The 22,155-nt window shown below is 73.1% G+C and carries 16 protein-coding genes; 5 read left to right on the top strand and 11 right to left on the bottom strand.

Annotated features, from left to right (window positions below; genetic code table 11):
• Positions 1 to 51 precede the first annotated feature (51 nt).
• The 4 genes from ACIQF6_RS10200 to ACIQF6_RS10185 all read right to left on the bottom strand — a co-directional run bounded on the left by ACIQF6_RS10200 (position 52) and on the right by ACIQF6_RS10185 (position 3,929).
• The gene (locus tag ACIQF6_RS10200; RefSeq protein WP_400892547.1) at positions 52 to 1,326 is read right to left on the bottom strand and encodes an MFS transporter; all 1,275 of its coding nucleotides are present in this window, start codon (positions 1,324 to 1,326) and stop codon (positions 52 to 54) included.
• Positions 1,327 to 1,707: 381 nt separating this feature from the next.
• On the bottom strand, positions 1,708 to 2,160 hold the full coding sequence (locus ACIQF6_RS10195) for an ATP-binding protein (protein WP_400892545.1): 453 nt from the start codon (positions 2,158 to 2,160) through the stop codon (positions 1,708 to 1,710).
• A gap of 353 nt (positions 2,161 to 2,513) precedes the next feature.
• Entirely contained in the window at positions 2,514 to 3,377 is an 864-nt protein-coding gene (gene purU, locus ACIQF6_RS10190) for a formyltetrahydrofolate deformylase (protein ID WP_400892543.1), read from the bottom strand.
• Positions 3,378 to 3,491: 114 nt separating this feature from the next.
• Positions 3,492 to 3,929: a hypothetical protein gene (locus tag ACIQF6_RS10185; protein ID WP_400892541.1), complete on the bottom strand. Its 438-nt coding sequence runs from the start codon at positions 3,927 to 3,929 to the stop codon at positions 3,492 to 3,494.
• Positions 3,930 to 4,208: 279 nt separating this feature from the next.
• Between ACIQF6_RS10185 and ACIQF6_RS10180 the strand changes: the two genes are divergently transcribed.
• Positions 4,209 to 5,477, top strand: coding sequence for an ABC transporter substrate-binding protein (locus tag ACIQF6_RS10180; RefSeq protein ID WP_400892538.1), 1,269 nt, complete (start codon positions 4,209 to 4,211; stop codon positions 5,475 to 5,477).
• Positions 5,478 to 5,548: 71 nt separating this feature from the next.
• On the opposite strand, the gene ACIQF6_RS10175 is transcribed toward ACIQF6_RS10180, so the two are convergent.
• Positions 5,549 to 6,682 (bottom strand): hypothetical protein, encoded by a 1,134-nt coding sequence (locus ACIQF6_RS10175; RefSeq protein ID WP_400892535.1) that lies wholly within the window; start codon positions 6,680 to 6,682, stop codon positions 5,549 to 5,551.
• Positions 6,683 to 6,886: 204 nt separating this feature from the next.
• Positions 6,887 to 8,263 (bottom strand): transcriptional regulator, encoded by a 1,377-nt coding sequence (locus tag ACIQF6_RS10170; protein WP_400892533.1) that lies wholly within the window; start codon positions 8,261 to 8,263, stop codon positions 6,887 to 6,889.
• Between the two features lie 254 nt (positions 8,264 to 8,517).
• On the opposite strand from ACIQF6_RS10170, the gene ACIQF6_RS10165 reads away from it, so the two are divergent.
• The gene (locus tag ACIQF6_RS10165; protein WP_400892530.1) at positions 8,518 to 9,228 is read left to right on the top strand and encodes a bifunctional DNA primase/polymerase; all 711 of its coding nucleotides are present in this window, start codon (positions 8,518 to 8,520) and stop codon (positions 9,226 to 9,228) included.
• A gap of 359 nt (positions 9,229 to 9,587) precedes the next feature.
• On the opposite strand, the gene ACIQF6_RS10160 is transcribed toward ACIQF6_RS10165, so the two are convergent.
• A complete protein-coding gene (locus tag ACIQF6_RS10160; RefSeq protein ID WP_400892528.1) occupies positions 9,588 to 10,277 on the bottom strand; it encodes a metal-dependent transcriptional regulator in 690 nt (229 codons plus the stop codon).
• A gap of 217 nt (positions 10,278 to 10,494) precedes the next feature.
• Here ACIQF6_RS10160 and ACIQF6_RS10155 point away from each other — a divergent pair, with 217 nt between their 5' ends.
• From ACIQF6_RS10155 to ACIQF6_RS10145, 3 genes are all read left to right on the top strand, one after another.
• On the top strand, positions 10,495 to 11,244 hold the full coding sequence (locus ACIQF6_RS10155) for a sugar isomerase domain-containing protein (RefSeq protein WP_400892526.1): 750 nt from the start codon (positions 10,495 to 10,497) through the stop codon (positions 11,242 to 11,244).
• A gap of 119 nt (positions 11,245 to 11,363) precedes the next feature.
• A complete protein-coding gene (locus ACIQF6_RS10150; protein WP_400892524.1) occupies positions 11,364 to 12,329 on the top strand; it encodes a DUF4231 domain-containing protein in 966 nt (321 codons plus the stop codon).
• Positions 12,330 to 12,343: 14 nt separating this feature from the next.
• Complete coding sequence (locus ACIQF6_RS10145; RefSeq protein ID WP_400892522.1) at positions 12,344 to 13,213, top strand: alpha/beta fold hydrolase; 870 nt, start codon at positions 12,344 to 12,346, stop codon at positions 13,211 to 13,213.
• 98 nt (positions 13,214 to 13,311) lie between these two features.
• Here ACIQF6_RS10145 and fxsT read toward each other — a convergent pair whose 3' ends face one another.
• From fxsT to ACIQF6_RS10125, 4 genes are all read right to left on the bottom strand, one after another.
• Positions 13,312 to 17,313 carry an FxSxx-COOH system tetratricopeptide repeat protein gene (gene fxsT / locus ACIQF6_RS10140; protein WP_400892520.1) on the bottom strand — a complete coding sequence of 1,334 codons (4,002 nt, stop codon included), beginning with the start codon at positions 17,311 to 17,313 and terminating at the stop codon, positions 13,312 to 13,314.
• A gap of 138 nt (positions 17,314 to 17,451) precedes the next feature.
• Entirely contained in the window at positions 17,452 to 18,702 is a 1,251-nt protein-coding gene (locus ACIQF6_RS10135; RefSeq protein ID WP_400892518.1) for a TIR-like protein FxsC, read from the bottom strand.
• A 101-nt stretch (positions 18,703 to 18,803) separates the two neighbouring features.
• Positions 18,804 to 19,595 (bottom strand): aminoglycoside N(3)-acetyltransferase, encoded by a 792-nt coding sequence (locus tag ACIQF6_RS10130; protein ID WP_400892516.1) that lies wholly within the window; start codon positions 19,593 to 19,595, stop codon positions 18,804 to 18,806.
• Between the two features lie 105 nt (positions 19,596 to 19,700).
• Positions 19,701 to 22,112, bottom strand: coding sequence for an FxsB family cyclophane-forming radical SAM/SPASM peptide maturase (locus tag ACIQF6_RS10125; protein WP_400892513.1), 2,412 nt, complete (start codon positions 22,110 to 22,112; stop codon positions 19,701 to 19,703).
• Between the last annotated feature and the right edge of the window lie 43 nt (positions 22,113 to 22,155).

The raw sequence follows: 22,155 nt of genomic DNA, 5'->3' as shown, positions 1-22,155 counted from the left end.
GCCCGCACGACGGGGTTTGCTGCCATCTCTCGTCGAGATCCGGACGTCCCGTCAGTGCCCGGCGGCGACCGGCCCGGCGTCGGGGACCCGGCGCAGGCCGCGGACGGGCGGGCTGAGCAGCAGGGCGGCGGCGGTCAGTACGGTGACCACGCCGCCGACCACCAGCACGTGCGGCGCGCCGAACGTCTCCATGGCGGGTCCGGCCAGCGCGGAGCCGAGCGGGAACATGCAGACGGAGCCGGCCACTTCGTAGGCGTGGATGCGGTTGAGCACCTCGCCGGGTACCTGGGTCTGCACGCTGGTGGCCCACATGACGCCCCAGAAGCTGATGCCGATCCCGGAGATCAGCATCGCCCCGCCGAGGGCCGGCCAGGGCAGGTCGAAGGCGAGCGCGAACTGCTGGAGGGGGAAGACCAGGACGGCGAGCGCGCCGGCGGCGAGCGGGCGGGCGGGCTTGACCCGGATCGCGATCAGGCCGCCGATCACGGTGCCGGCGCCGAACATGCCGTTCAGGATGCCGAACACCTTGCCGCCGTGGGCGGGCACCACCAGCGAGCCGAGCAGCGGGGTGAGCGGGCCCCAGGAGAGCACCGTGAAGATCATCCAGATCACGATGACGCCCCACATCCAGCTGCGGGAGCGGAACTCGTGCCAGCCCTCGACCAGGTTCTTCCACAGGCTGTCGCCGGGCGGCGGGGCCGGGACGGGGCCGAGCCGCAGGGCGAGCAGCGAGGTGGCGCTGATCGCGTACATTACGCCGGCGATGACCATCACCCAGCCGGTGGAGCCGGCGGCCAGCAGGCCGGCCAGCGGCGGGCCGGCGAGGGTGGTCAGCGCCTCGGAGATCCGCAGGATCCCGTTGGCGCCCTGGACGTCGCGGGCCACCAGCGGGACGGTGGAGGCGGCGCCGGGCTGGAACATGGCGGCGGCGGTGCCCGCCAGCGCGAGCAGCAGGTACAGCTGCCACAGCTGGTCGATGCCGCGGAAGAACAGCACCGCGAGCAGCACCCGGGTGGTCAGGTTGAGCAGGTCGGCGAAGATCATCAGACGGCGGGCGGTGAACCGGTCCGCGAGGACGCCGCCGACCAGCACCAGGCCGGCGAACGGGGCGAGCAGGAAGGCCATCGCGTAGCCGACCGTGGAGGGCGAGTGCCCGGAGGTGAGCAGGCCGGTGGTGACGGCGACGGGGAGCATCGCGTCGCTCAGCAGGCCGGCCGAGCGGGCGGTGAAGTAGAGCCGGAAGTTGCCCGACCAGATGGCCGGGCCGACGGGGGCGGGGGTGCTGACGCGCGAGGTGGGGTCGGTGTGGAGTTCTGGTGCGGTCACGTCCGCCAGTTTTGGTCCAGACCACCACAGGTTTCCAGTGATTTTGGGTCACGATGCGGCGTCCGACCGGCAACTGACCGGACGGCAACCCGCCGTGCGCGCCCCGAGCACGGCACGGCGGGCTGCCGTCCGGGTCGGCGTCCGAGCCCTGAAGCCGTGACGCCCGGCGTCCCGATCTCGCCGAGGTTCCGGGCGGATGCGGCCAACGTCCCCCTGAATGTCGGCACCGCCCGAGCTCCCTCGGCGTCCCCTCGCAACGGAACGCCGCACCCAAGAGTGATCAGTCGGATACGTCACGTCAATGGGTTGTCGGAAATTCAGATGGATCACCCGGAGCGCGGACAGCGCACGCGTGGCGCGCCCGGACCCGCCGACGAGGGTTCAGCGCGCCGAGGCGACCGGCTGCGCCGCCCGCTCGCACGCCGCGGCCACCGGGCCGATCTCGCACCACACCCGCTTGCCGGAGCCGTCCGGGTACCAGCCCCAGCGCTCGCACAGCAGCTCCACCAGCTCCAGGCCGCGCCCGTTGGTGGCCTCCGCGTCGGCCCCGGCGTGCCGCGGGGCCGGCGCCGCACAGCTGGCGTCCGCGACCTCCACCCGCACCCCCGGCGGCGCGTCCGGACCGGCCGGCATCAGCAGCCGCAGCACCGCCGGACAGCCGGTGTGCACCACCGCGTTGGTGACCAGCTCGGAGACCACCAGCACCAGCGTCTCGGCGACCGCCGAGTCCGGGTCGAGCCCGCCGGCCTGCAACCGGGCCCGCACCCAGCGCCGGGCCCGTGAGACCTCCGCCGGGTCCGCCTGGACCGCCAGCTGTACCTGAAGTACCTGCACCGTTCCACCACCCGCACTCGGTATTCGGCCCGCTTGATCCCGCCGGTCCGGTCGGCCGCACCTCAGGGAGGCCGCCGATCCGCACTGCCCATGGCATCGACACGAATACGCCCCAGAATGATTCCGGGACCGGGTCGCAGCAAGAGCTTCAGGCATATTCCAGCGTTCGGGGGATGTCTCGGTGCATACTGTCCCGCTCACCCTGCCGGGGTTCGCACGACCGGTCGGCGGCACCGCCGCCGCGGGTACCCCCGACCGTACTCCCCACGCACCGTCACCACCGGGCCGCCACGAGCGGAACCACCCTTCCTACAAATGTCCAACGGCCCTCGAACAGCGCCGCCGACCACCCGTCAGGCGAACACCACGGTCCGGGTGCCGTTCAGCAGCACCCGCCGCTCGCTGTGCCACTTCACCGCGCGGGCCAGCGCCTGGCACTCGACGTCCCGGCCGAGCGCCACCAGCTGCTCCGGCGTCACGTCGTGGGTGACCCGGGCGACCTCCTGCTCGATGATCGGACCCTCGTCCAGGTCCGCGGTGACGTAGTGCGCGGTCGCGCCGATCAGCTTCACGCCCCGGGCGTGCGCCTGGTGGTAGGGCCGGGCGCCCTTGAAGCTCGGCAGGAACGAGTGGTGGATGTTGATCACCCGGCCGGACAGCTCCTTGCACAGCCCGTCCGACAGCACCTGCATGTAGCGGGCCAGCACCACCAGTTCGACCCGCTCCCGGTCGACCAGGTCGAGCAGCTGCTGCTCGACCTGCGCCTTGGTCTCCCCGGTGACCGGCAGGTGGTGGAACGGGACGCCGTAGGACTCGGTCAGCTCCCGGAAGTCGGTGTGGTTGGAGACCACCCCGACGATCTCCACCGGCAGCGCCCCGATCCGGGTGCGGAACAGCAGGTCGTTCAGGCAGTGCCCGAACTTGGAGACCATCAGCAGCACCCGCATCCGCTCCGCGGGCTCGTGGATCTGCCAGTCCATCCGGAACGAGGCGCCGACCGCCGCGAACGACGCCCGCAGCTTCTCCGCCGTCACGTCCTGCTCGGCCGAGAAGTGCACCCGCATGAAGAACAGCCCGGTGCCGGCGTCCCCGTACTGCTGGCTGTCGACGATGTTGCAACCGGTCATGAACAGATAGCTGGAGACCGCGTGCACGATGCCCTGCTTGTCCGGGCAGGACAGCGTCAGAACGTACTGGGAGGGGGCGGTCTCTGCCATGTCGCGGGGTCCCGTTTCTCGGCTCGGGGGCGGAAGGACCGCCCAGCCTGACACACATCGCCCCGCCGCGCGGCCACCGCCCGCCACCCGAGACCGCGGAGACCGCCCCTGCGGTCAGCTGTGCGCGGTCAGTTGCCGCAGCTCGGTCAGCGTGGACGGCGGCAGGTCCGGGTCGGTGCCGTCGTTGACGGCCAGCCGGTGGTGCGCCTCGCGGGCCGCCCGCACCGCCTCCGGCCACTCCCGGTGCCCGAGGTAGACGGCCGCCGGGGCGTCCTCGCCGACCTGGTGCACGATCCGCAGCACCCGCAGCACCGCGGCGTCCACCGCGACCGCCTCCGCGGAGTCCCGGAACACCGAGCCGACGTACTTCTCCGCCGACCAGCGGTCCAGCCAACTGTCCTCGACCAGCCGGTACACCGCGTCGGCGAGATCCCCGTAGTCGCCCCGCCCGTCCAACCAGGCCACCTGCTGGAAGCCGGGGTCGGAGAACATGTGCAACGCCGAACGGATCCGGGCGCGCCAGCGCCACCAAGGCAGGTCAGTCAGGGGCATGACGCCAATCGTGCTGGAGCGGCCGCCCGTTCGAGAAGAGTTTCGGGCAGAACGGTACGGAGAATCCACGCTGTCGGACATGGGAGTCGATCGTACGTTCCTCCACCGACCGGTCTCCACACCCGCCATCACATCCCGCACCCGGAGTTCCTCCCCCGTTGCCGGTCCGTTCACATCGAGTCCCTCTCGCCGTGTGCGGCCCCGACCACCCTTGACCCGCCGAACCTGCGCAACGAAGCACGGGTCACACCCGCAGTGTCCAGGGAGGAACAGAGCACCATGCCGCGGACCGGAACCCCCCACCCGTCACCCGCCGTCAGCGGCCGCCGCGCCACCGCCGCCCTCGCCGCCGGCCTGGCACTGCCCGCGCTGCTCTCCGCCACCGCCTGCGGCGGGCCAGCCGCCGCCGACTCCACGGCCCGCGACGTCACCGTGATGACCTTCGCCCCGGCCGGCACCGGCACCGCCGACCGGCCCGGCATGACCGCCCTCGCCGAAGCCATCGGCCGCGAGCTGAACGCGCACGGCGGCCTGAACGGCCGCAAGGTCCGCATCCTCACCTGCAACGAGCACGACACCACCGACGGCGCCACCGCCTGCGCCGACCAGGCCGTCGGCGCCCGCGCCGTCGCCGTGGTCGGCTCCGCCAGCCAGTACGGCAGCAACTTCATCCCCGTCCTGGAGGCGGCCGGCATCCCGTTCATCGGCGGCTACGGCCTCTCCACCCCCGAGTTCAGCAGCCCGCTCTCCTACCCCGTCAACGGCGGCACCCCCGCCCTGGTCGCGGGCAGCGGACGCCAGCTGATCGAGGCCGGCTGCAAGCAGATCTCCCTGATCCGCCCCGACAGCCGGGCCGGCGACGCCCTGGTCAGCTACCTCGGCACCGCCGTCAAGCAGACCGGCATCAAGGTCACCGACATCAAGGCCCCCGAGAAGTCCGCCGACTACTCCCCCGTCACCCGACGGGCCATCGGCGACGACCGCCCCGGCAACTGCGTGCTCTCCGCCCTCGGCGCCGAACCCACCGGCAACCTGCTCGACCCCTACCGCCGCGCCACCCCGAAGAACACCCAACTCGCCTCGGTCATCGGCTCGTTCCAGCAGTCCGTGGTCGACTCCACCGGCGGCGACAACGGCCCGCTGCGCGGGGCGTACGCCACCGGCTGGTTCCCCGCCGAGAGCTCCCCCGTCTGGGACAACCTGCGCTCCACCGTCCGCACCTACGCCAACGGCGACACCATCGACGTCTCCGACCCCGGCGTCCAGACCACCTGGGTCGCCTACACCGTCCTGCGCCAGGCCGCCGGCCGCATCGACCCGTCCCGGCCGATCACCGCGAAGGCCCTGCAGACCGTCCTCGACAGCGGCGACCCCATCGACACCGCCGGCACCACCCCGCCGCTCAGCTGGGGCGTCACCAACATGCTCCCCACCGCCGACTCCCCCCGCCTGGTGAACACCTCCGTCACCTTCCAGCAGGTCCAGAACGGCCGCCTCACCGAACAGCACCCGGGCTTCACGGACGTCCGCACGATCCTGGCGGGCTGAACCGTCGCAGGCGCGGGAGCCGGCGGCCGCACGACCCGCAGGCGGCCGCGCCCCGGCGGGCCGTCACGCGGTCACAGCTCGCTCGCGCCCTTGTTCGGCAGGCCCGTCTTCGAAGCGATCGCCCCCCACAGCCCCGCCGCCTGCTCCTTCGCCGACGTCGCGGTGCCGCTCGCGGTGTTCCCGTTGCGGTAGTGGTCGTTGTCCTTCGCCTTGCCCGCGTCGCACCCCGCGACCATGTCCCCGGCCCACAGGGCGTATTCGGAGTCGGCGTTGGAGGACGCCTGCCAGGCCTTCTGCAGCTGCTCCACCAGCTTGCCGCCGTCGGTGAGCTGATCCACCTTCAGGTCGCCGAGCTTCTTCAGCAGGTCCTGCCGCTGCGCGGCCGCCGCGGTCAGCGCGGCCTGCGCGTCCGGCAGGCCCTGGCACTTGCCGACGGCGGAGACGGCGTTGACGACCGAGCTGCGGCTCGAACTCGCGGTGCCGAGCAGGTCGGACATCGCCTGGGCCTGCGCCTTCATCTCCGGGCTGACCGCGCCGGCGTCGGTGCCGCCGGCCGGGGCGGACGCCTGCTGGCTGCTCGAAGGCTTGTTCTTGGCCTGGTCCTTGGACGTGTCGCCGCCGCCGGCAAGCACGCCGATCAGGACCGCGATCACCGCGACACCGGCCACGCCCGCGCCGATCAGGACCTTGGTGTTGGGCCTGCGGCCGCCGTTGTCGTTCGCGGACCCGCCGAACGCGGGCTCCGGCGCGGGCTGGTAGGGCTGTTGGGGCGGGACGGCGCCGTACGCGCCCCCGTAGCTCGGCTGCGCCGGGGCGGGCGCCGGGTACTGCTGCTGACCGCCGAACGTCTGTCCGGGGTAGCCCTGTTGCGGGAATCCGACCTGGGTGGGCGCGGCGGCGATCCCGTTGCCGGCCATCGGGTCACCGGTCGGGTAGGGCGGCAGGTACTGGGTGGCCCCGGCGTCCTCCGGGGGCACCGCGGCGGGGGCCTGGGCGGCCTGCGGCGGCGCGCCCCAGTACTCGGGGCTGCCGCTGTTCCCCAGCGGCGGCGCGGACTGCTGTTGCGGAACAGGCGGTTGCGGCTGGGCGTACGGGGGCTGCGCGGCGGCGGGCGACGGGACGCCCTGACCGTCCGTGGGCTCCGGCCGGAACAGGTCGTCCAGATTGAAGTCGCCGGAGTTCGGATACGAGCGGCGCTGGCTCAACGCGATTACCTCACCTGTGCACGGCACCGGGATCCCGGGCCTTTCGGTTGCCCCGTCGGGGTTGCTGACGACGGACCACAACTGCGAGGCCACGCTACCGGTTCACCGGCACAGGTGACTACGCGGGCCGCTGTTCTGTGCTATTGCTTCACGAACGCCCGCCCCGCCCCGTCCGCCCCGGCCGTTCCCGGCCGGGGCCGACTGCTACGCGGCCTCCCCGTCCATCCGGGCGTGGAACTCCCGCACCGCCCGGTGGCCCCGGTACGGCTCCAGCCTGCTGCGGAAGTCGTCCAGGTACTCCACGCCGCGGTTCGAGCGCAGCCCGCTGAGCAGCCGGACCGCCTCGGTGCCGGTCTCGCAGGCGCGTTCGAGGTCGCGCTGCTGGAGCTGGGCGGTGGCGAGCAGCACCAGGTCGACGGCGCGCCGGCGGACCCGGTGGGCGGGGTGCAGGTCGAGCGCGGTGCGGGCGTAGTGCTCGGCCCGCTCGCCCTGCTGGAGGTCGCGGTGACAGTGCGCCAGTTCGTCGGCCAGGTAGGCCTCGTCGAAGTGCACGATCCAGTCCGGGTCGTCGACGGGGTTGCGGCGCTCCATCGCGGCGAGCGCCTTCGCCGCCACCGCCTCGCAGGCGTACGTGTCGCCGAGCAGGGCGTGGCCGCGGGCCTCGGCGGCGTAGAACATCGCCATCGCGGTGGGGGTGGCCACCGTGCGGGCGCCCTCCTGGGCGGCGCGGGCGAGTTGGGCGATCTCCCGGGGGTTGCCGAGGGTCGCGGCGAGGTGGCTCATCGAGGCGGCCAGCACGTAGCCGCCGTAGCCGCGGTCGTCGGCGGCCTGGGCGAGCCGCAGCGCCTGGATGTAGTAGCGCTGGGCCAGGCCGGGCTGGCCGGTGTCGACCGCCATGTAGCCGGCGAGCTCGGTCAGCCGGGCGACCGCGCCGAAGAGTTGACGGCCCGTCTCGTCCCGGTAGGAGCCGCCGAGGAAGCCGGAGACCACGCTGTTCAGGTAGTGCACCACGACGGGGCGGACGTGGCCGCTGCCGAACCGGTGGTCGAGGTCGACCAGCATCTGGGTGGTGGCGCGGATCGCCGCCACGTCGGCGAGGCCGACCCGGGTGCCGCCGGTGCGGGCGACCACCGGGTCCGGCGGGGTGATCAGCCAGTCCCGGCTGGGTTCGACCAGGGCCGAGGCGGCGACGGTGGTGCCGGCCAGGAAGTCGCGCTTGCCGACGTCGCTGCGCCACAGTTCGCAGATCTGCTCCAGCGCGGTGGCCAGGCTGGGCGCGAACTGGAGTCCGACGGCGGAGCTGAGGCTCTTGCCGTCGGCCATGCCGATCTCGTCCACGGTGACGCCGCGGCCGAGCTTGCGGCCGAGGGCCTCGGCGATGACGGCGGGCGCCTGCCCGCGTGGTTGTTGCCCGCGCAGCCAGCGGGCGACGGACGTCTTGTCGTATCGCAGGTCGAGTCCGTGCTCGGCTCCGCAGAGGTTGACCCGGCGGGCCAGGCCCGCATTGGAGCAGCCCGCCTCCTGGATCAGCTGCTGCAGACGCTCGTTCGGCTCTCGTGCGACGAGTGGTCTCGCGGCCATGGGATTTTTCCGCCTCCCCAACGCCGTCCGGACCCGACCGGAGGGCGACGACTGTGCAACACCATGCGGAATACCCACGGTGACGTACCCACTCCCCACGCGCCCTGATGAATGCCCCTGTGCGCCCCCTCTGCGCCCGTTACCGCCCCTCATGCGACGGGGGGTTCCGACCAGGATCACCGTCCCGGGTGACAACGTGCGCCCCGTTCGAATTGTTCGGCGGCGGCCCGTAACCCCACTCACGGACGGTAGTTGTGCTACACGTGGACAACGCCGCCCAAGCCCCCGAACCCGATCCGACATCGCTGCTGGCCGAGGCCGTCCGCTGTGCCGAGGAACGCCACTGGGAAGTGGTCCCAGGAACCTGGCTGCTCGACGGCGACGGCGCCGCCGTCTGCTGCTCCTGCGGCGATCCGGGGTGTGCGCTCCCCGGCGCACACCCCGTCGGCGAGGACTGGGGGCTGCTCGCCAGCGTGGGGTCGGCGGTGGTGCGCGAGTGGTGGACGGAGCGCCCGGAGGCGTCGATCCTGCTGCCCACCGGTCGGGCGTTCGACGTGCTGGACGTGCCGGAGGTGGCGGGCTGCCTGGCGCTGGCCCGGATGGAGCGGATGGGGATGCTGCTCGGCCCGGTGCTGTCCGCGCCGGCCGCCCAGGGGCGCCGCGGGCGGCGGCTGCACTTCCTGGTGCTCCCCGGCGCGGTCGCCAAGCTGCCCGAGCTGCTGCGGCAGATCGGCTGCGTCCCGGGAATGCTGGACCTGGTGGCGCGCGGCGAGGGCGACTGGGCGGTGGCGCCGCCGTCCCGGTTCGGCGGGCACGCCACCGCGCTGTGGGCCCGGCCGCCGACCCTGCTGAACCGGTGGCTGCCGGACGCGGAGGAGGTGTTCGGTCCGCTGGCGTACGCCTGCCGGCGCGACCCCTCGGCCCCGCGCCTCGTGCAGCGGGAGACCGCCGCCGCCGCGCATTGACGCCCCGCCGACCGTGCGGAGCGTGATCTTCCGGAAACGAGTCGTCATACCCGCAGGTCAGCAGGACAAGCCCCTCGATCGGGTGACGGCGCTCAAGGATTGGCCGTGGTTGCCGAGGGGATCATCCTCAGCGTCGGCACGGGGTCGGTGGAAGCGGAAGGAGCGGGCGGCCGAGAGCGTGGGGGGCTGCCGGGAGGGCGTTCGGTCGGGGAAGCCGAACGCGGCGGCGAGGGGGAGATCAGGGAGGGACGGCGGGGGATCGGGGAGGGATCGGAGGGGAGTCGGGGGAACGCGAGGGGCCCGGTGCGGGGACACCGGGCCCCGAAGCGCGTTCCGGCCCGCGGGCGGGCCGCGGTCGGCTACGGCTGGGCGACGAACACGTGCGCGGCGATCTCCTTGCCGAGCTCGGCCGCGCCGTCGCCGGTGCCGACCACCACGCCGCCCGCCCCCGGGGCGACCCGCACCGTCGCGCCGGGGCGGACGCCCGCGCGGCGCAGGGTGCGCATCAGCTCGCCGTCGGTCTGGATCGGCTCGCCGATCCGCCGCACCACCACGTCCGCGCCGTCCTTGCGGGCCACCGACTCCAGCGTCACCAGCCCGGCGTCGTAGCCCTCGCCCTCGGCCTTGGTGTCGCCGAGCTCGTCCAGGCCCGGGATCGGGTTGCCGTACGGGGACTGGGTGGGGTGGCCGAGCATGGCGAGCACCTTGCGCTCGACCGTCTCGCTCATCACGTGCTCCCAGCGGCAGGCCTCCTCGTGGACCTGCTCCCACTCCAGGCCGATCACGTCCACCAGCAGGCACTCGGCGATGCGGTGCTTGCGCATCACCCGCACCGCCAGGCGGCGGCCGTCCTCGGTGAGTTCGAGGTGCCGGTCCTCGGCGACCTGGAGCAGGCCGTCGCGCTCCATCCGGCCCACCGTCTGGCTCACCGTCGGGCCGGACTGCTCCAGCCGCTCGGCGATCCGGGCGCGCATCGGGGTGATGCCCTCCTCCTCCAGCTCCAGGATGGTGCGGAGGTACATCTCAGTGGTGTCGATAAGCCCTGACATCGCCCCTGGCTCCGTTCTTCGGTGTCCTCACCGCCAATTCTGACGTACGGAGGTGACAACCGGATGCGCTCCATGGTTGTGCCCGGGCCGCCGAGGGCCACCGGGCGCCCGCGCGACGGTTGACAGCCGGGCGCGGCAGGGTCCACCGTGCACGCCGTAGCCTTCCCCCACCGCGGCCCGGGGCCACCGGACCGCCCGCGCTCGGACGGAGCACGTGATGACCGAACTGGTCGGCCGGTACCTGGACGCCGCTGTGGCCCACCTGGAGCGGATCCGCGCCGAGGAGGGCGAGAACATCGACGCCGCGGCCGAGTTGCTGGCCGACGCGGTCGAGCACGGCCGGCGGATCTTCGCCTTCGGCGCCGGGCACTCCTCGCTGGCCGCCCAGGACGTGGTCTACCGGGCCGGCGGCCTGGTGGTGATGAACCTGCTGAACGTGCCCGGAATGACCGGCGTGAACGTGATGCCCGCACACCTGGGCAGTGCGCTGGAGCGGGTCTCCGGGCTGGCCACCACCACCCTCGACCTGACGCCCGCGCGCAGCGGCGACCTGCTGTTCCTGATCTCGCTGTCCGGCCGCCAGGTGATGCCGGTCGAGCTCGCCCGGCACGCCCGCGACCGCGGCATGACGGTGATCGGCGTGACCTCGCTGGCGTATCCGGCCGCGGTGAGCTCCAACCACCCCTCCGGCACCTACCTCAAGGACAACTGCGACCTGGTGCTGGACAGCAAGATCGCCCCCGGCGACGGCGAGCTCGACCACCCCGGCACGGGCGCCCCGTTCGGTTCGGTCTCCACCATCGTGACCAGCGCGCTGATGCAGTCCGTGATGGCCTCCGCCACCGCCAAGCTCGCCGACCGCGGCATCACCCCGCCGCTGTTCCGCTCCGGGAACGTGGACGGCGGCACCGAGTGGAACAACAAGGTGATCGCCGACAACGCGGACCGCATCTTCTACGCCTGGTAACCGCTCCGCGCCCCCGGCGCAACCCCGCCCATTCGGCCAACTCCGGTGCCGGTCGCGTAAGTTCGACCGGCGCAGGGAAGGACTCCCGAGACCGGTGAGACGGCGCTGCGGGGGCAGACATGGCAACTGGAGCGGAGCGTTCGATCGGCTTCGTACGGGAGCAGGACCTGCTGCCGCGGCTGTTCTGGGTCGCCGACGGCGCGTCCCTGCAGGGGCAGACCCGGGCCGTGGCGCTGTCCCGGTGGGAACTGCTGCTGCTGGTCGGCGCGGCCTTCGCGGGCTCCGCCGACGGCCCGCTGTACGCCTGGCTGGCCGCCGTCGCCTACCTCGGCGCGCTGTTCATCGCCGTCACCGTGGCCTGGCAGAACCCGCAGCGGCTCTGGTACGACGGCCGGGCGGTCGCCGAGTCCGTCAAGACCCTGGTGTGGAAGTACGCGGTGCGCGCCGACTCCTACCAGCCGCCGCCCCGCAAACTCCCCGACGCCGAACGCCTGTACGGCATCCAGCTCACCGACATCCTCGGCGAGTTCGACACCGAGCGGCTCACCCCGGGGCTCGCCGAGGAACTCCGCGGCTGGCGCGCCCCGGCCCGCCACCCGCAGATCACCGAGAGCATGGAACGGCTGCGCGACCAGCCGCTGCCGGTCCGCCGCGAGATCTACCTGCGCGAGCGGGTGCACAGCCAGCGCGAGTGGTACCAGGCCAAGGCCGTCCAGTGCCGCAACGCCACCCGCCGGGTCGGCCGGCTCGCCATCGTGCTGCCCTCCGCCGGCCTGCTGCTGGCGGTCCTGCGCGCGCTCGGCGAGTTCACCTTCGACGCGCTCGGCGCGATCTCCGCCGTCGCCGCCTCCATCTCGGCCTGGGCACAGCTCCGCCAGTACCGCCCGCAGGCCGCCGCCTACACCCTCGCCGCCGCCGAGCTCTCCAAGGTCGAGGCCCAGTTGGCGGCCGTCGACCTGTCCGCCCCGGACGCCGAGGAGAACTGGGCCCGACTCGCCCGGGACGCCGAGGACGCCATCTCCCGGGAGCACACCACCTGGCAGGCGCGCCGCGAGGTGCGCAGCCTGGACATCCCCAGCAGCTGACCTGGAGGCGCCGCGTGGCCACCCGAAGGATCGACACACCGGACGGGGGCATCCTCGCGGTGGAGACGTCCGGAGACCCGTCCGGCAGGCCGGTGTTCCTGCTCCACGGCACTCCCGGCAGCCGGGTCGGCCCCGCCCCCCGCAGCGCCGTCCTGGCCCGGATGCGGGTCCGGCTGATCTCCTTCGACCGTCCCGGCTACGGCGACTCCACCCGGCTGCCCGGCCGCCGGGTCCGCAACGCCGCCGACGACGTCACCACCATCGCCGACGCCCTCGGCCTCGACCGCTTCGCCGTGGTCGGCCGCTCGGGCGGCGGCCCGCACGCGCTCGCCTGCGCCGCGCTGCTCCCCGACCGGGTGGTCAGGGCCGCCACCCAGGTCTGCCTCGCCCCCCGCGACGCGGACGGCCTCGACTGGTTCGCCGGCATGACCCCCTCCAACGAACGCGCCTTCCGCCAGGCCGAGTTGGGACAGCCCCGGATCGCCGGCCCGTTCCAGGTCCGCTCCCGGGTGATCCGCCGCGACCCCGCCCAGCTGATCCGCAACCTGGTCCCCGAACTCACCCCGCCGGACCGCACCGTGGTCGCCGACATCGGCATCCGCCGGATGCTCCAGTCCACGTACCGCCAGGCCTTCCGCTACGGCGCCGACGGCTGGATCGACGACGTCCTCGCCTTCATCGCCGACTGGGGCTTCGCCGTCGACACCATCCGCGTCCCGGTCCGCATCTGGCACGGCGCGGACGACAAGTTCTCCCCCGTCGACCACTCCGCCTGGCTCGCCGACCACATCCCCACCGCGCAGCTGTACCTGGAACCGGGGGCGGCGCACTTCGGGTCGCTGAAGGAGATGACGGACGCGATCCGCTGGGTCGCGAACAGCTAGAGCTGCAAGGGTGCGAAAGCAGGGGCGCGTAGGGGCACCTCCCGGCCCGCCAGGGCTGGGACGTGCCCCCACGCGCCCCTTTCTCCGTCCCCATCTGCCTACAGCGGCTGCGGCTCCAGGTCGCGGTTGCTGCGCTGCCAGCTGCGGGCGGCGACGACGGACGGGTGTTCCTCGCCGAAGAGTTCGACGAGGGCCGCGACCGCCTGCATGCGCAGGCTCTCCGCCTCGCTGCGGCGGCCGGATGCGCGGAGGGTGACGGCGAGGTTGGCCTGGCAGATCAGGGTGTCGGGGTGGGTGGCCCCGTACCTGGCGGCGAGGCCGTCGTACGCGCTGCGGCCGAGCGTCTCGGCCTCGTCGAGCTGCCGGTTCTCGGCGAGCGCGTTGGCGAGGTTGATGACGGCGTTGAGGGTGAAGGGGTGGTCGCGGCCGAGCACCCGGGTGAGTCCGTCGACGGCGGAGCGGCCGTGCTGGACGGCGCCGTCGGTGTCGCCGGAGCCGCGCAGGTAGATGCCGAGGTTGTTCTCGCAGGCGAAGGTGAAGGGGTGTTCGTCGCCGAGCAGCCGCCGGTGGCCCTCGTAGGCGTCGGTGGCGATGTCGCGGGCGGTCTCCTTGTCGCCGGCGGCGCTGAAGTCCGCGGCGAGGTTGAGCCGGCAGGCGAGTGCGTCGGGGAATTCGGGGCCGTACAGGTCGACGTAGCGTTCGTAGGTGCGTTCGGTGAGTTCGCGGGCCTCGGCGTACTGGCCGGCGCGGCGCAGCGAGACGGCGAGCGACTTGGCGTTGCGGAGTTCCTCGGGCAGGCCGGAGGCGTCGACCGCGGCGAAGGTCTCGGTGACTTCGCGGAGCAGTTCCGCGGAGCCCTTGTAGTCGCCCATTTCGCGCAGGTCGCGGGCCAGGTTGGACTTGGAGCTGAGGGTGTAGGGGTGGCGGGCGCCGAGGACGGCGGAGCGGCGTTCGACGGTGTCCTGGTCGAGGTCGCGGGCGGCGACGCTGTTGCCGACCAGGCGGTGGTCGATGGCGAGGTTGTTGGCGACGGAGAGGGTGCGCGGGTCGTCCTCGCCGAAGAGTTCGATGAACTGGTTGTAGGTGTCCTGGTCGAGGACCAGGGCTTCCTGGAAGCGGTTGAGGTAGCGCAGGTCGGCGGCCATCGAGTTGGCGGTCATCAGCGCGTACGGGTGGTGTTCGCCGAGGAGTTCGCGCTGGCCGTCCAGGGTCTGCTGGTTGAGTGCCAGGGAGTCGTTGTAGAAGCCCTGGGAGCGCAGCACGTTGGCGACCTGGAAGCGCAGGCTGTAGATCTGGCGCCGCCACAGGCGCTGCTCGCCGGGGTCGGTCTCGGCGTCGGCGCGCTCGGTCCAGCTGGTGTCGAGCTGGCGGCCGAGCTGGAGGGCCTGGTCGAGGTCGACGCGCTTCCACAGGTAGCGGACGCGGTCGATGAGCATCTCGCGGACGTCCTTCTCGTCGCAGTCCTGGGCCCGGGACGGCGTGAGGTGCGGCCAGATGGTCTCCAGGGTGGGCCAGTTGGCGGGGTCGTCGGTGTCGCCGCGGGACGGTCGGGCGTTGACCAGGATGCGATGGACCTGGTGCATCGCGGTGTTGCGTTCGGCTTCGTCCATGCCGCTGCGGACGACGGCCTGGACCAGCCGGTGGACCTGGAAGGAGTCGGAGCCGGCGTCGGTCTTGGCCAGGGCGTAGCGGCTGACGGCGCGCAGCACCTTGCCGAGCAGGAAGGTGTCGGTGAGTTCCTCGTCGTAGGGGTAGAGCGCGAGGCGCATCTGCTCGGAGAAGAAGAACTGCTTGAGCGAGATCGGCTCGGGGGCGAAGAACGCGCACAGTTCGAGCAGCCGGACGGCGGCGGGGGACTGTTCGCGCAGCCGGGTGATGGAGACGTTCCAGGTCAGGCCGACGGGGGTGGGGTAGTCGACGGGGGTCTCGCCGGCGGCGAGCACCTTGGTGGCCTCGGCCTTGAGCTGGTTGACGTAGGTCTCGACGGGGGTGCGGGTGGTCTCCAGCCAGGCGGCGGCGACCTCGACGGCGAGCGGCAGGTCGCCGACGGCTTCGGCGACCCGGTCGGCGTCGGCGCGGGTCAGGCCGCGGACCCGGCGGGTGAGGTGGTCGACGGACTCGGTGCGGTCGAAGACGTCGACGTTGAGCACGCCGGCCTGCCCGGACCAGCCCTGGTTGCGGGAGGTGACCAGGATGTGGCCGGGGCCGTCGGGGAAGAACCGGCGGATCTCGCCCGGCTCGTCGGCGTTGTCGAAGATCAGCAGCCAGTTGGGGGTGGGCAGGCCCTGGCGGAGCGCGTCACGGGCGGACTGGGCGGCCTCGTTGACGTTCTCGCCGACGCGCAGGCCGAGCCGTCCGGCGAGTTCGGCGAGGCCGACGGCGACGTTCTCGCTCTGCTCGGCGTCGATCCACCAGACCAGGTCGTAGTGCGACATGTAGCGGTGCGCGTACTCCAGCGCGACCTGGGTCTTGCCGACGCCGCCGAGGCCGTACAGGGTCTGCGGCGGCGGCAGCACGGCGGTGGTGCCGCCGGCCAGTTGGGCCCGCAGGTCGTCGAGGACCTTGACCCGTCCGGTGAACGAGTGGTTGCGCTGCGGGACTTCCCAGTAGGTGGGCTTGGTGCCGGGGAAGCGGGGCGCGCCGGGGGTGCGGTCCGGCAGGTCGGTCTCGGTGCGGCCGAGGGCGCGCAGCAGGACGGTGGCGGCGGCCTGTTCGTCGCGGCCGATCAGGTCGACCGGGTTGCGGCTGTTGTAGGGGGCGTTGAGGCGCACGTCGGAGACCCGGACGGGGATGAGCTGGCGGCGGGCGCCGGCCGGGTCGGCGAGCACGGTGCGGTCCCACAGCGCCTGGGCCTGCGGGGACTGCAGGTAGGCGGCGGACAGCAGGGCGACGGTGCGGTACGCGGAGTCGATGCCGCGGCCGGTGGCCTCGCGCGGGTTGGCGCCGGCCCCGAGGTCGCGCGGCACCACGCGGTAGCCGGCGTCGGTGAGCAGCGCGGAGATCCAGTCCGCCCAGGCGCGGTCCTCGGGCACGTAGCTGAGGTACAGGTCGGCGGGGGCGGTGGGGCGGCGGCGGGCGAAGCCGTCGAGGTGGCGCAGCCGCAGGTCCTCGGGCATCGGCGGGAGTCCGGCGACCCGGCCCTGGGTGATCTCCCGGGTGAGGCGTTCGTTGGCGGCGAGCATGGAGCCGGGCAGGCCGGGCTGGTCGCCGAACGGGGAGAGGATCTCCTCGTACGCGTAGAACGGCCGGTAGGGGATCTCCACGCCGGCCCAGTAGCGGGCCAGGTCGGGTTCGCCGAAGCCGGCGGGCAGGCCGCCGAACTTGATCCGGGCGAGCGCCCGGCCGGCGTCGGCCTTCTCCTTCTCGCCCTCGTCGATGCGCATCGGGACGGGCAGGATCCGGATGTCGCGGTCGCCGTAGCGGTCCTCGATGACCCGGGCGATCCGGGAGGCGCCGTCGATGGACTGGTCGCTGAGGGTGAAGCAGACCACCAGGTCGTCGGGCATTTCGACGGTGCAGATGTCGGCGGTGTCGGTGAGTCCGGTGCGGCTGTCGATCAGCACGTAGTCGTAGCGGCGCTTCATGTCGGCGCGCAGCGACTGGATGAAGCGCCGGCCCTGGTAGCGCTCGTAGAGCAGGTCCCAGTCGAGTCGGGCGACGGAGTAGTCGCGGTTCTGCTGGCCGGCCGGGACCAGGTCGATCCGGCCGCCGCCGGGGAAGTGCGGCCAGGCGAGGGAGAGGGCGTGCGGGTGGATCCGGGCGAAGTCCTCGATCCAGTCGGGGTCGCGGTCGACCGGGCGGCGGGCCTCTTCCAGGTAGTCGGCGAACAGGTCCATGATGCCGGTGGTGGCGCCGACGATCTCGGGGTTGAGGAACGGCCGGAAGAACTGGCTCAGGCCGGGGGCTTCGAGGTCCCAGTCGACGACCAGGACCCGGTAGCCGTTGGCGGCCAGGATCCAGGCGGTGTTGGCCAGCGCCATGGTGCGGCCGGTGCCGCCCTTGTAGGAGTAGAAGGTGACGATCCGTCCGTGGCGGTTCTCCACGGTGGCGTCGCGGCGGCGCGCCTGGATCTGCGGGCCCTTCGCCGGCCTCTCGGTCATGACGTTCCCTCCTCCGGGCCCTTGGTGCCCGTCGTGTTCCCGCACGCCGTGCCGCCGGACGGAGTCCCGACCGTCCGGCGTCCTGCTGGTCTGCCCGCTCCCGTGCGACGGGGGCGGGCCCAGGGTTGAAGACGGACCCTAAGGTCCGATACTGGGTCTGCGGTCCGTCGGTCCCTCGTCGGGACGTTCGCGGTGGTGCTGTTCGTGGGCGGTGCAGGCGCGCATGACGGCGCGTTCCATCTCGACCCGGAACTCCTCCATGCTGCCGGGGGCGCCGGCCGCGGCGTCGTCGCGGAGGCTGGGTTTCTGCAGGGCGCCGCGGCTGACGGCCAGCACGCTGTCGCCGAGTTCGTTGAGCATCCGTTCGTGGTCGCGGCTCTGTTGGTCCTCGCGGTTCCAGGGCTCGATGATGGCCACCGAGCCGAGGTTGCGCCGGTCGAGCCGGCGCACCGCCTCGACCCGCCGCCCGTCCAGGAACGCCCACCGGTCGACCAGCAGCACGCACGGCGCGGACGGGCGTTCGCCGGTCAGCAGATGTTCCGCCTCTTCCTCGAACTCCCTTACGGTGGGCTGGAATCCCATGTTCCGGGCGACGTCGGCGGCGTCCTGGGCGAGCGGTCGGGTGGAGTCGGGCCGGAACGGCTGCCAGTCGGTGCGCAGGTCGCCGTACCAGGCGCCGCTGCGCTGCGGCGGCAGTTCGGGCTGGTTGTAGGAGAACACCGAGATCCGGACCTTGTCGGCGACGTCCGGCTGGTCGAACGCGGACGGCTGGGACTCGAAGTCGAAGACCTGGCCGGCCGGGATGACGGTCTGTTCGGCGACGTCCACGATCCGCTGGGCGAGCCGCCACACCGCCGTCTGGTACTGCGAGCTGAACGTGTTGATCTTCATCAGCGCGTACAGCCCCTCGGCGGCGTAGTCGTCGCCGAAACTCTCGTGGCTGAACTGGAGTTCACCGGCCACCCGGGGCAGCGGGTAGTGGTCCATCGGCACCCACAGCGCCGGCACTATCCCGGTCATCCGCTCCGCCGTGGGGCGGCGCTGGTAGACCGAGCGCCGGGTGAACAGGTGCCACTCCCGGCCGCACGCCTCGGACTTGAAGTACCGCGGCGAGTACAGCGGCACGAACACCCGGCAGCTCGCCAGCTCCCGCGACAGCCGCTCGGCCCACTTCTGCCCCTGGTGCATGGAGCGGTCCATGAAGCCGATCGGATGTCCGGCGGGCACGTCGGTGATCTGGAGTATCGCCTCGCACAGGTCCTGGTACAGCTTCGCCACCCAGAGGTTGGGGTCCGCCGCGCCCCGGGAGTTCACTCTCGGGGTGTGCGCGTAACTGAGGAAGAAGTACGGCCTCGGTGCTTCCTTCCCCCGGCCCGCTGGGCTGTTCACACGCGCCTCCCCCGAGCCCGCCTGTCACCTGTTCCCGAAAGGGACTCAAGTGTAGGAACGGCTGCCGCCGGAATGGAATAGGGCCTTGATCCGACGGCCCGTCAACTCCGGCTGCTCCTGAACCACTTGTCCGCGAGATCGACTGCTTCGCGGATCCCCATCAGGTAGCAGTGCGCGTCGCCGAGCGGCCCGGACTCCAGCGCGTCGCCGAGCCCGCCGGCCAGCACCTCGCCCATCGCCGGGAAGTGCTCGTCCCGCAGTCGGACGCCGGTGAAGCTCCGCCAGCGCCGCGCGCCGCCCGGGGTGCGCACCACGCACCGGTACTGCTGCGGCTGCCGGTCCGGCTGCCAGTACTCGAGCAGGTGGAGCGGGGTGCAGCACCACACCGGGACGCCGATCATCAGGCACCGGGCGCCGCCCCGGTAGAGCCGCCCGGCGGGCGACTCCTCGCCGAGATGGCTGCGCAACTGGTGACGCTCCGTCAGCTGCCGGGCGCGCGGGCCGATCGCGGTGAAGGAGGTCTGCGGGTGCCGACTGCGCAGCGCCCCGGGCAGCAGCCGCACCTCCTCGGCGAGGTGGCCCATGGTGGGCGAGGCGGGGGTGGCGGCGGCGTCCCAGGCGGGCATCGTCGCATGGTATTTGCGCAGCTCGGCGGGGGTGAGGCCGGCGGTCGCGGCCCGGTAGTAGGAGGAGGTGCGGGAGTTCTCGGGTGTAGCGGTGTACACGACCAGCGTGCCGTCCGCCCCGAGCGCCTCCCGGAGCGCCCCCACCACCCCGGATGCGCCCTCCGCGACCGGGCCGATCGCCCGCAGCGAGGCCTGGACCAGCAGCGTCTCCCCGGGGCGGACGCCGATCTTGTCGAGGTGCGTGATGAGTTCCGCAACGGAGTACATGAGGCCTCCCACAGCCACGGGTCAATGCCGCCTCCCCCCGACCGGACGGCCCGGCACCGGTTCGATACCCACCGTCACGTCGGTGGTCGGCCGCAGGGGGCGGGTTCAGGCCACCGGCCGGTCGCCGCCGGTGGCGGCGGCCAGGGCCTGCCACTGGGCGAGGTTCTCGGCGGCGGACTCGCGGGCCGCGGTCTCGGCCGCCGCGCCGACCGGAACGGCGAGCCACGGCTCGACCGAGGCCGCCATCCGGTCGGCGAAGCGGACGCCGAGCGGGGTGAGCGCCCCGGAGTCGGCGAGGGTGCTGATCGACGCGGCGGTGTGCGCCCGCCAGGTCGCCAGTTGGACCCGGGCGTGCTGGGCGGGGCCGTTGCGCAGCCCGTCGTAGGCCCGCACCCGGGTGGCCCAGAACTCGGTCACCGCGAGGTGCGCGTAGGTGCCCTGGAACAGGCCCTCCAGCGGACGCGGGTCGGGCCGCCACGGGGCGTGGAACAGCCGCCCGTCGCTCCGGTCGTACAGGTCGTGGAAGTCCAACACCGCACCCAGCTTGACGTGCTGGAACTCGTGCGCGATCAGCAGCGCGAGGGTGGGGGCGGTGGCCGGCCGGGCGATGCCGACCGCGCCGAAGGCCTGCCGGGCGGCGGCCGAGACGTCGCGGCCGGCCGGGCCGGGCCGCAGCGGGGTGAGGGTGGACAGGCCGGCCCGGATGCCGGGCGCGTACCCGGGCAGGTCGCGGCCGATCAGCTCCCAGGCCTCGCGCAGCGCCCCGGCCCAGGCCAGGTACTCGGCGTCCGGCAGCCGGTCCGCGACCGGCCACTGGTGGCTGTCGCGCTGCGGGTCGGTGTCCTCCAGCGCGGGCGTCCAGCCGCCGGCCAGCGCGGTGCGCCGCACCGGCTGCCAGTGCGCGCCGACCGGGGTGTCCGGGCCGATCCGGTGGCCGCCGACCGTGAAGCCCGCGGCGTCGCCGGTCAGCACCGCCTCGCCCGCCCCGCCGACCAGCACCCGCCCGAGCGTGGGCAGGTGGACGGCGCCGCCGCGCACCGGCACCGGCAGTTCGAAGGCCCGCCCGGCCCGCACCGCGGCGGCGGCGGCCACCTCGGCCAACCCGCCGAGGTCGGCGCCGGCCTCGCCCCGCAGGCAGCGCACCGCCCAGGCCCGGGTGTACGGGTGGGCGAGCACCGCGTCCAGCGCGGGGGCGTCGCCGGCGTCCAGCGAGGTGACCAGCCCCCAGGCCGGGGAGGCGCCGCCGACAGCGGCCACCAGCCGCCGGGTGAGGGCGAGTTGGGCCCGGGACAGGGCGCGGACGGTGTCGGGGCCGCCGTACCCGGCGGCGAGCTCGTCGAGCTGACCGTCGGTCAGCGCGGCCCCGGGCGCGTCCTGCGCGGGGACGACGGCGGCGGGGGCCATCCGGTCGCGGATGGTGGTGATCAGTCGCATCAGGTCACCGCAGAAGACGGAGGGATTGCGGAAGCCGGAGCCGTCGCCCCGGTAGCGGTGGGCGTACAGGCCGCCGCCGCACGAGCGGACCACGGGGCAGCCGCGGCACTGCTCGGCGAGCCCGGCCAGCCCGGACTGTCGTTCGACCATGCCGGGGTGCTCGGCGACCTGGTCCAGGGTGTGCTCGAACACCGTGAACCCGGTCTCCGGGGCACCGTCGTAGGCGGTCTTCAGGCTGTCGGCCTGTTCGAAGGAGCCGTCGGTCTCCACCACCACCAGGTCGGCGGGGTCGAGGCCGAGCGACTCGGTGAGGCTGGAGCGGCCGCGCAGCGTGCGGTGCACCGAGTCGAAGGTCCGCACCGGGACCGGCCGGCCGAGCTCCTCCCAGCGCCGGTAGACCGCCAACAGCCAGTCGGCGTACGGCGTTTCGCCGAGCGCTTCGGGGCGTTTCGGCGGCTGGTCCCAGGTGGCGTGCGGGAGCAGGAAGTCCACCCGGGGCGGTTCCAGGGCGACCAGCGCGTCCAGCACCGCGACGGGGTCGTTCTCCACGTCGACGGTGCACAGCAGCCCGGCGTACAGGTGCCGGTAGGCGGGGCCGCGCAGCAGTTCGACGGCGGCCAGCACCTTGGCGTGGCTGCTGCGGCCGTCGGCGAAGCGGCGGTGCCGGTCGTTGGCGGCCCGGTCGCCGTCCAGCGAGATGCCGACCTTGATGCCGTAGGCGGCGAACAGGTCGAGGAAGCGGGGGGAGAGCAGCACGCCGTTGGTGTGGATGCGCAGGTCGAGGGCGCAGTCGGCGGGCAGTGCGGCGCGCAGCAGTTCGGCGGCGCGGCCGAGCAGGGCGGGCCCGGCGAGCAGCGGTTCGCCGCCGTGCAGCACCACGTGGACGGCGGGGAGCCGGTGGGTGCGGGCGTGTTCGGCGATCCGGTCGGCGGTCCGGGCGAGTACCGCCTCGCCGCTGGCGCGGGCCTTGCCGCGCCAACTGGTGTCGGCGTGTTCGTACACGTAGCAGTGGTCGCAGGCAAGATCACAACGGGCGTGCATCTTGATCACGAACTGCGAGAACGGCACCAGTGGGCGCGGCACGGGAATCGGGGGTGACGTCGCGTCGATCGCGCTCGGTCGTCCG

Origin of the sequence: Kitasatospora sp. NPDC092948, from assembly GCF_044754805.1 — a bacterium.
GTDB lineage: Bacteria > Actinomycetota > Actinomycetes > Streptomycetales > Streptomycetaceae > Kitasatospora.
Note: the sequence above shows the minus strand (reverse complement) of the source record. Positions and strands in the feature narration are given on the sequence as shown.

What these genes read in the sequence shown, in the direction of transcription:
- purU (WP_400892543.1), bottom strand. Translation starts at nt 3,377, where the DNA reads ATGGCAGAGACCGCCCCCTCCCAGTACGTTCTGACGCTGTCCTGCCCG.
- ACIQF6_RS10185 (WP_400892541.1), bottom strand. Translation starts at nt 3,929, where the DNA reads ATGCCCCTGACTGACCTGCCTTGGTGGCGCTGGCGCGCCCGGATCCGT.
- ACIQF6_RS10180 (WP_400892538.1), top strand. Translation starts at nt 4,209, where the DNA reads ATGCCGCGGACCGGAACCCCCCACCCGTCACCCGCCGTCAGCGGCCGC.
- ACIQF6_RS10170 (WP_400892533.1), bottom strand. Translation starts at nt 8,263, where the DNA reads ATGGCCGCGAGACCACTCGTCGCACGAGAGCCGAACGAGCGTCTGCAG.
- ACIQF6_RS10160 (WP_400892528.1), bottom strand. Translation starts at nt 10,277, where the DNA reads ATGTCAGGGCTTATCGACACCACTGAGATGTACCTCCGCACCATCCTG.
- ACIQF6_RS10155 (WP_400892526.1), top strand. Translation starts at nt 10,495, where the DNA reads ATGACCGAACTGGTCGGCCGGTACCTGGACGCCGCTGTGGCCCACCTG.
- ACIQF6_RS10150 (WP_400892524.1), top strand. Translation starts at nt 11,364, where the DNA reads ATGGCAACTGGAGCGGAGCGTTCGATCGGCTTCGTACGGGAGCAGGAC.
- fxsT (WP_400892520.1), bottom strand. Translation starts at nt 17,313, where the DNA reads ATGACCGAGAGGCCGGCGAAGGGCCCGCAGATCCAGGCGCGCCGCCGC.
- ACIQF6_RS10130 (WP_400892516.1), bottom strand. Translation starts at nt 19,595, where the DNA reads ATGTACTCCGTTGCGGAACTCATCACGCACCTCGACAAGATCGGCGTC.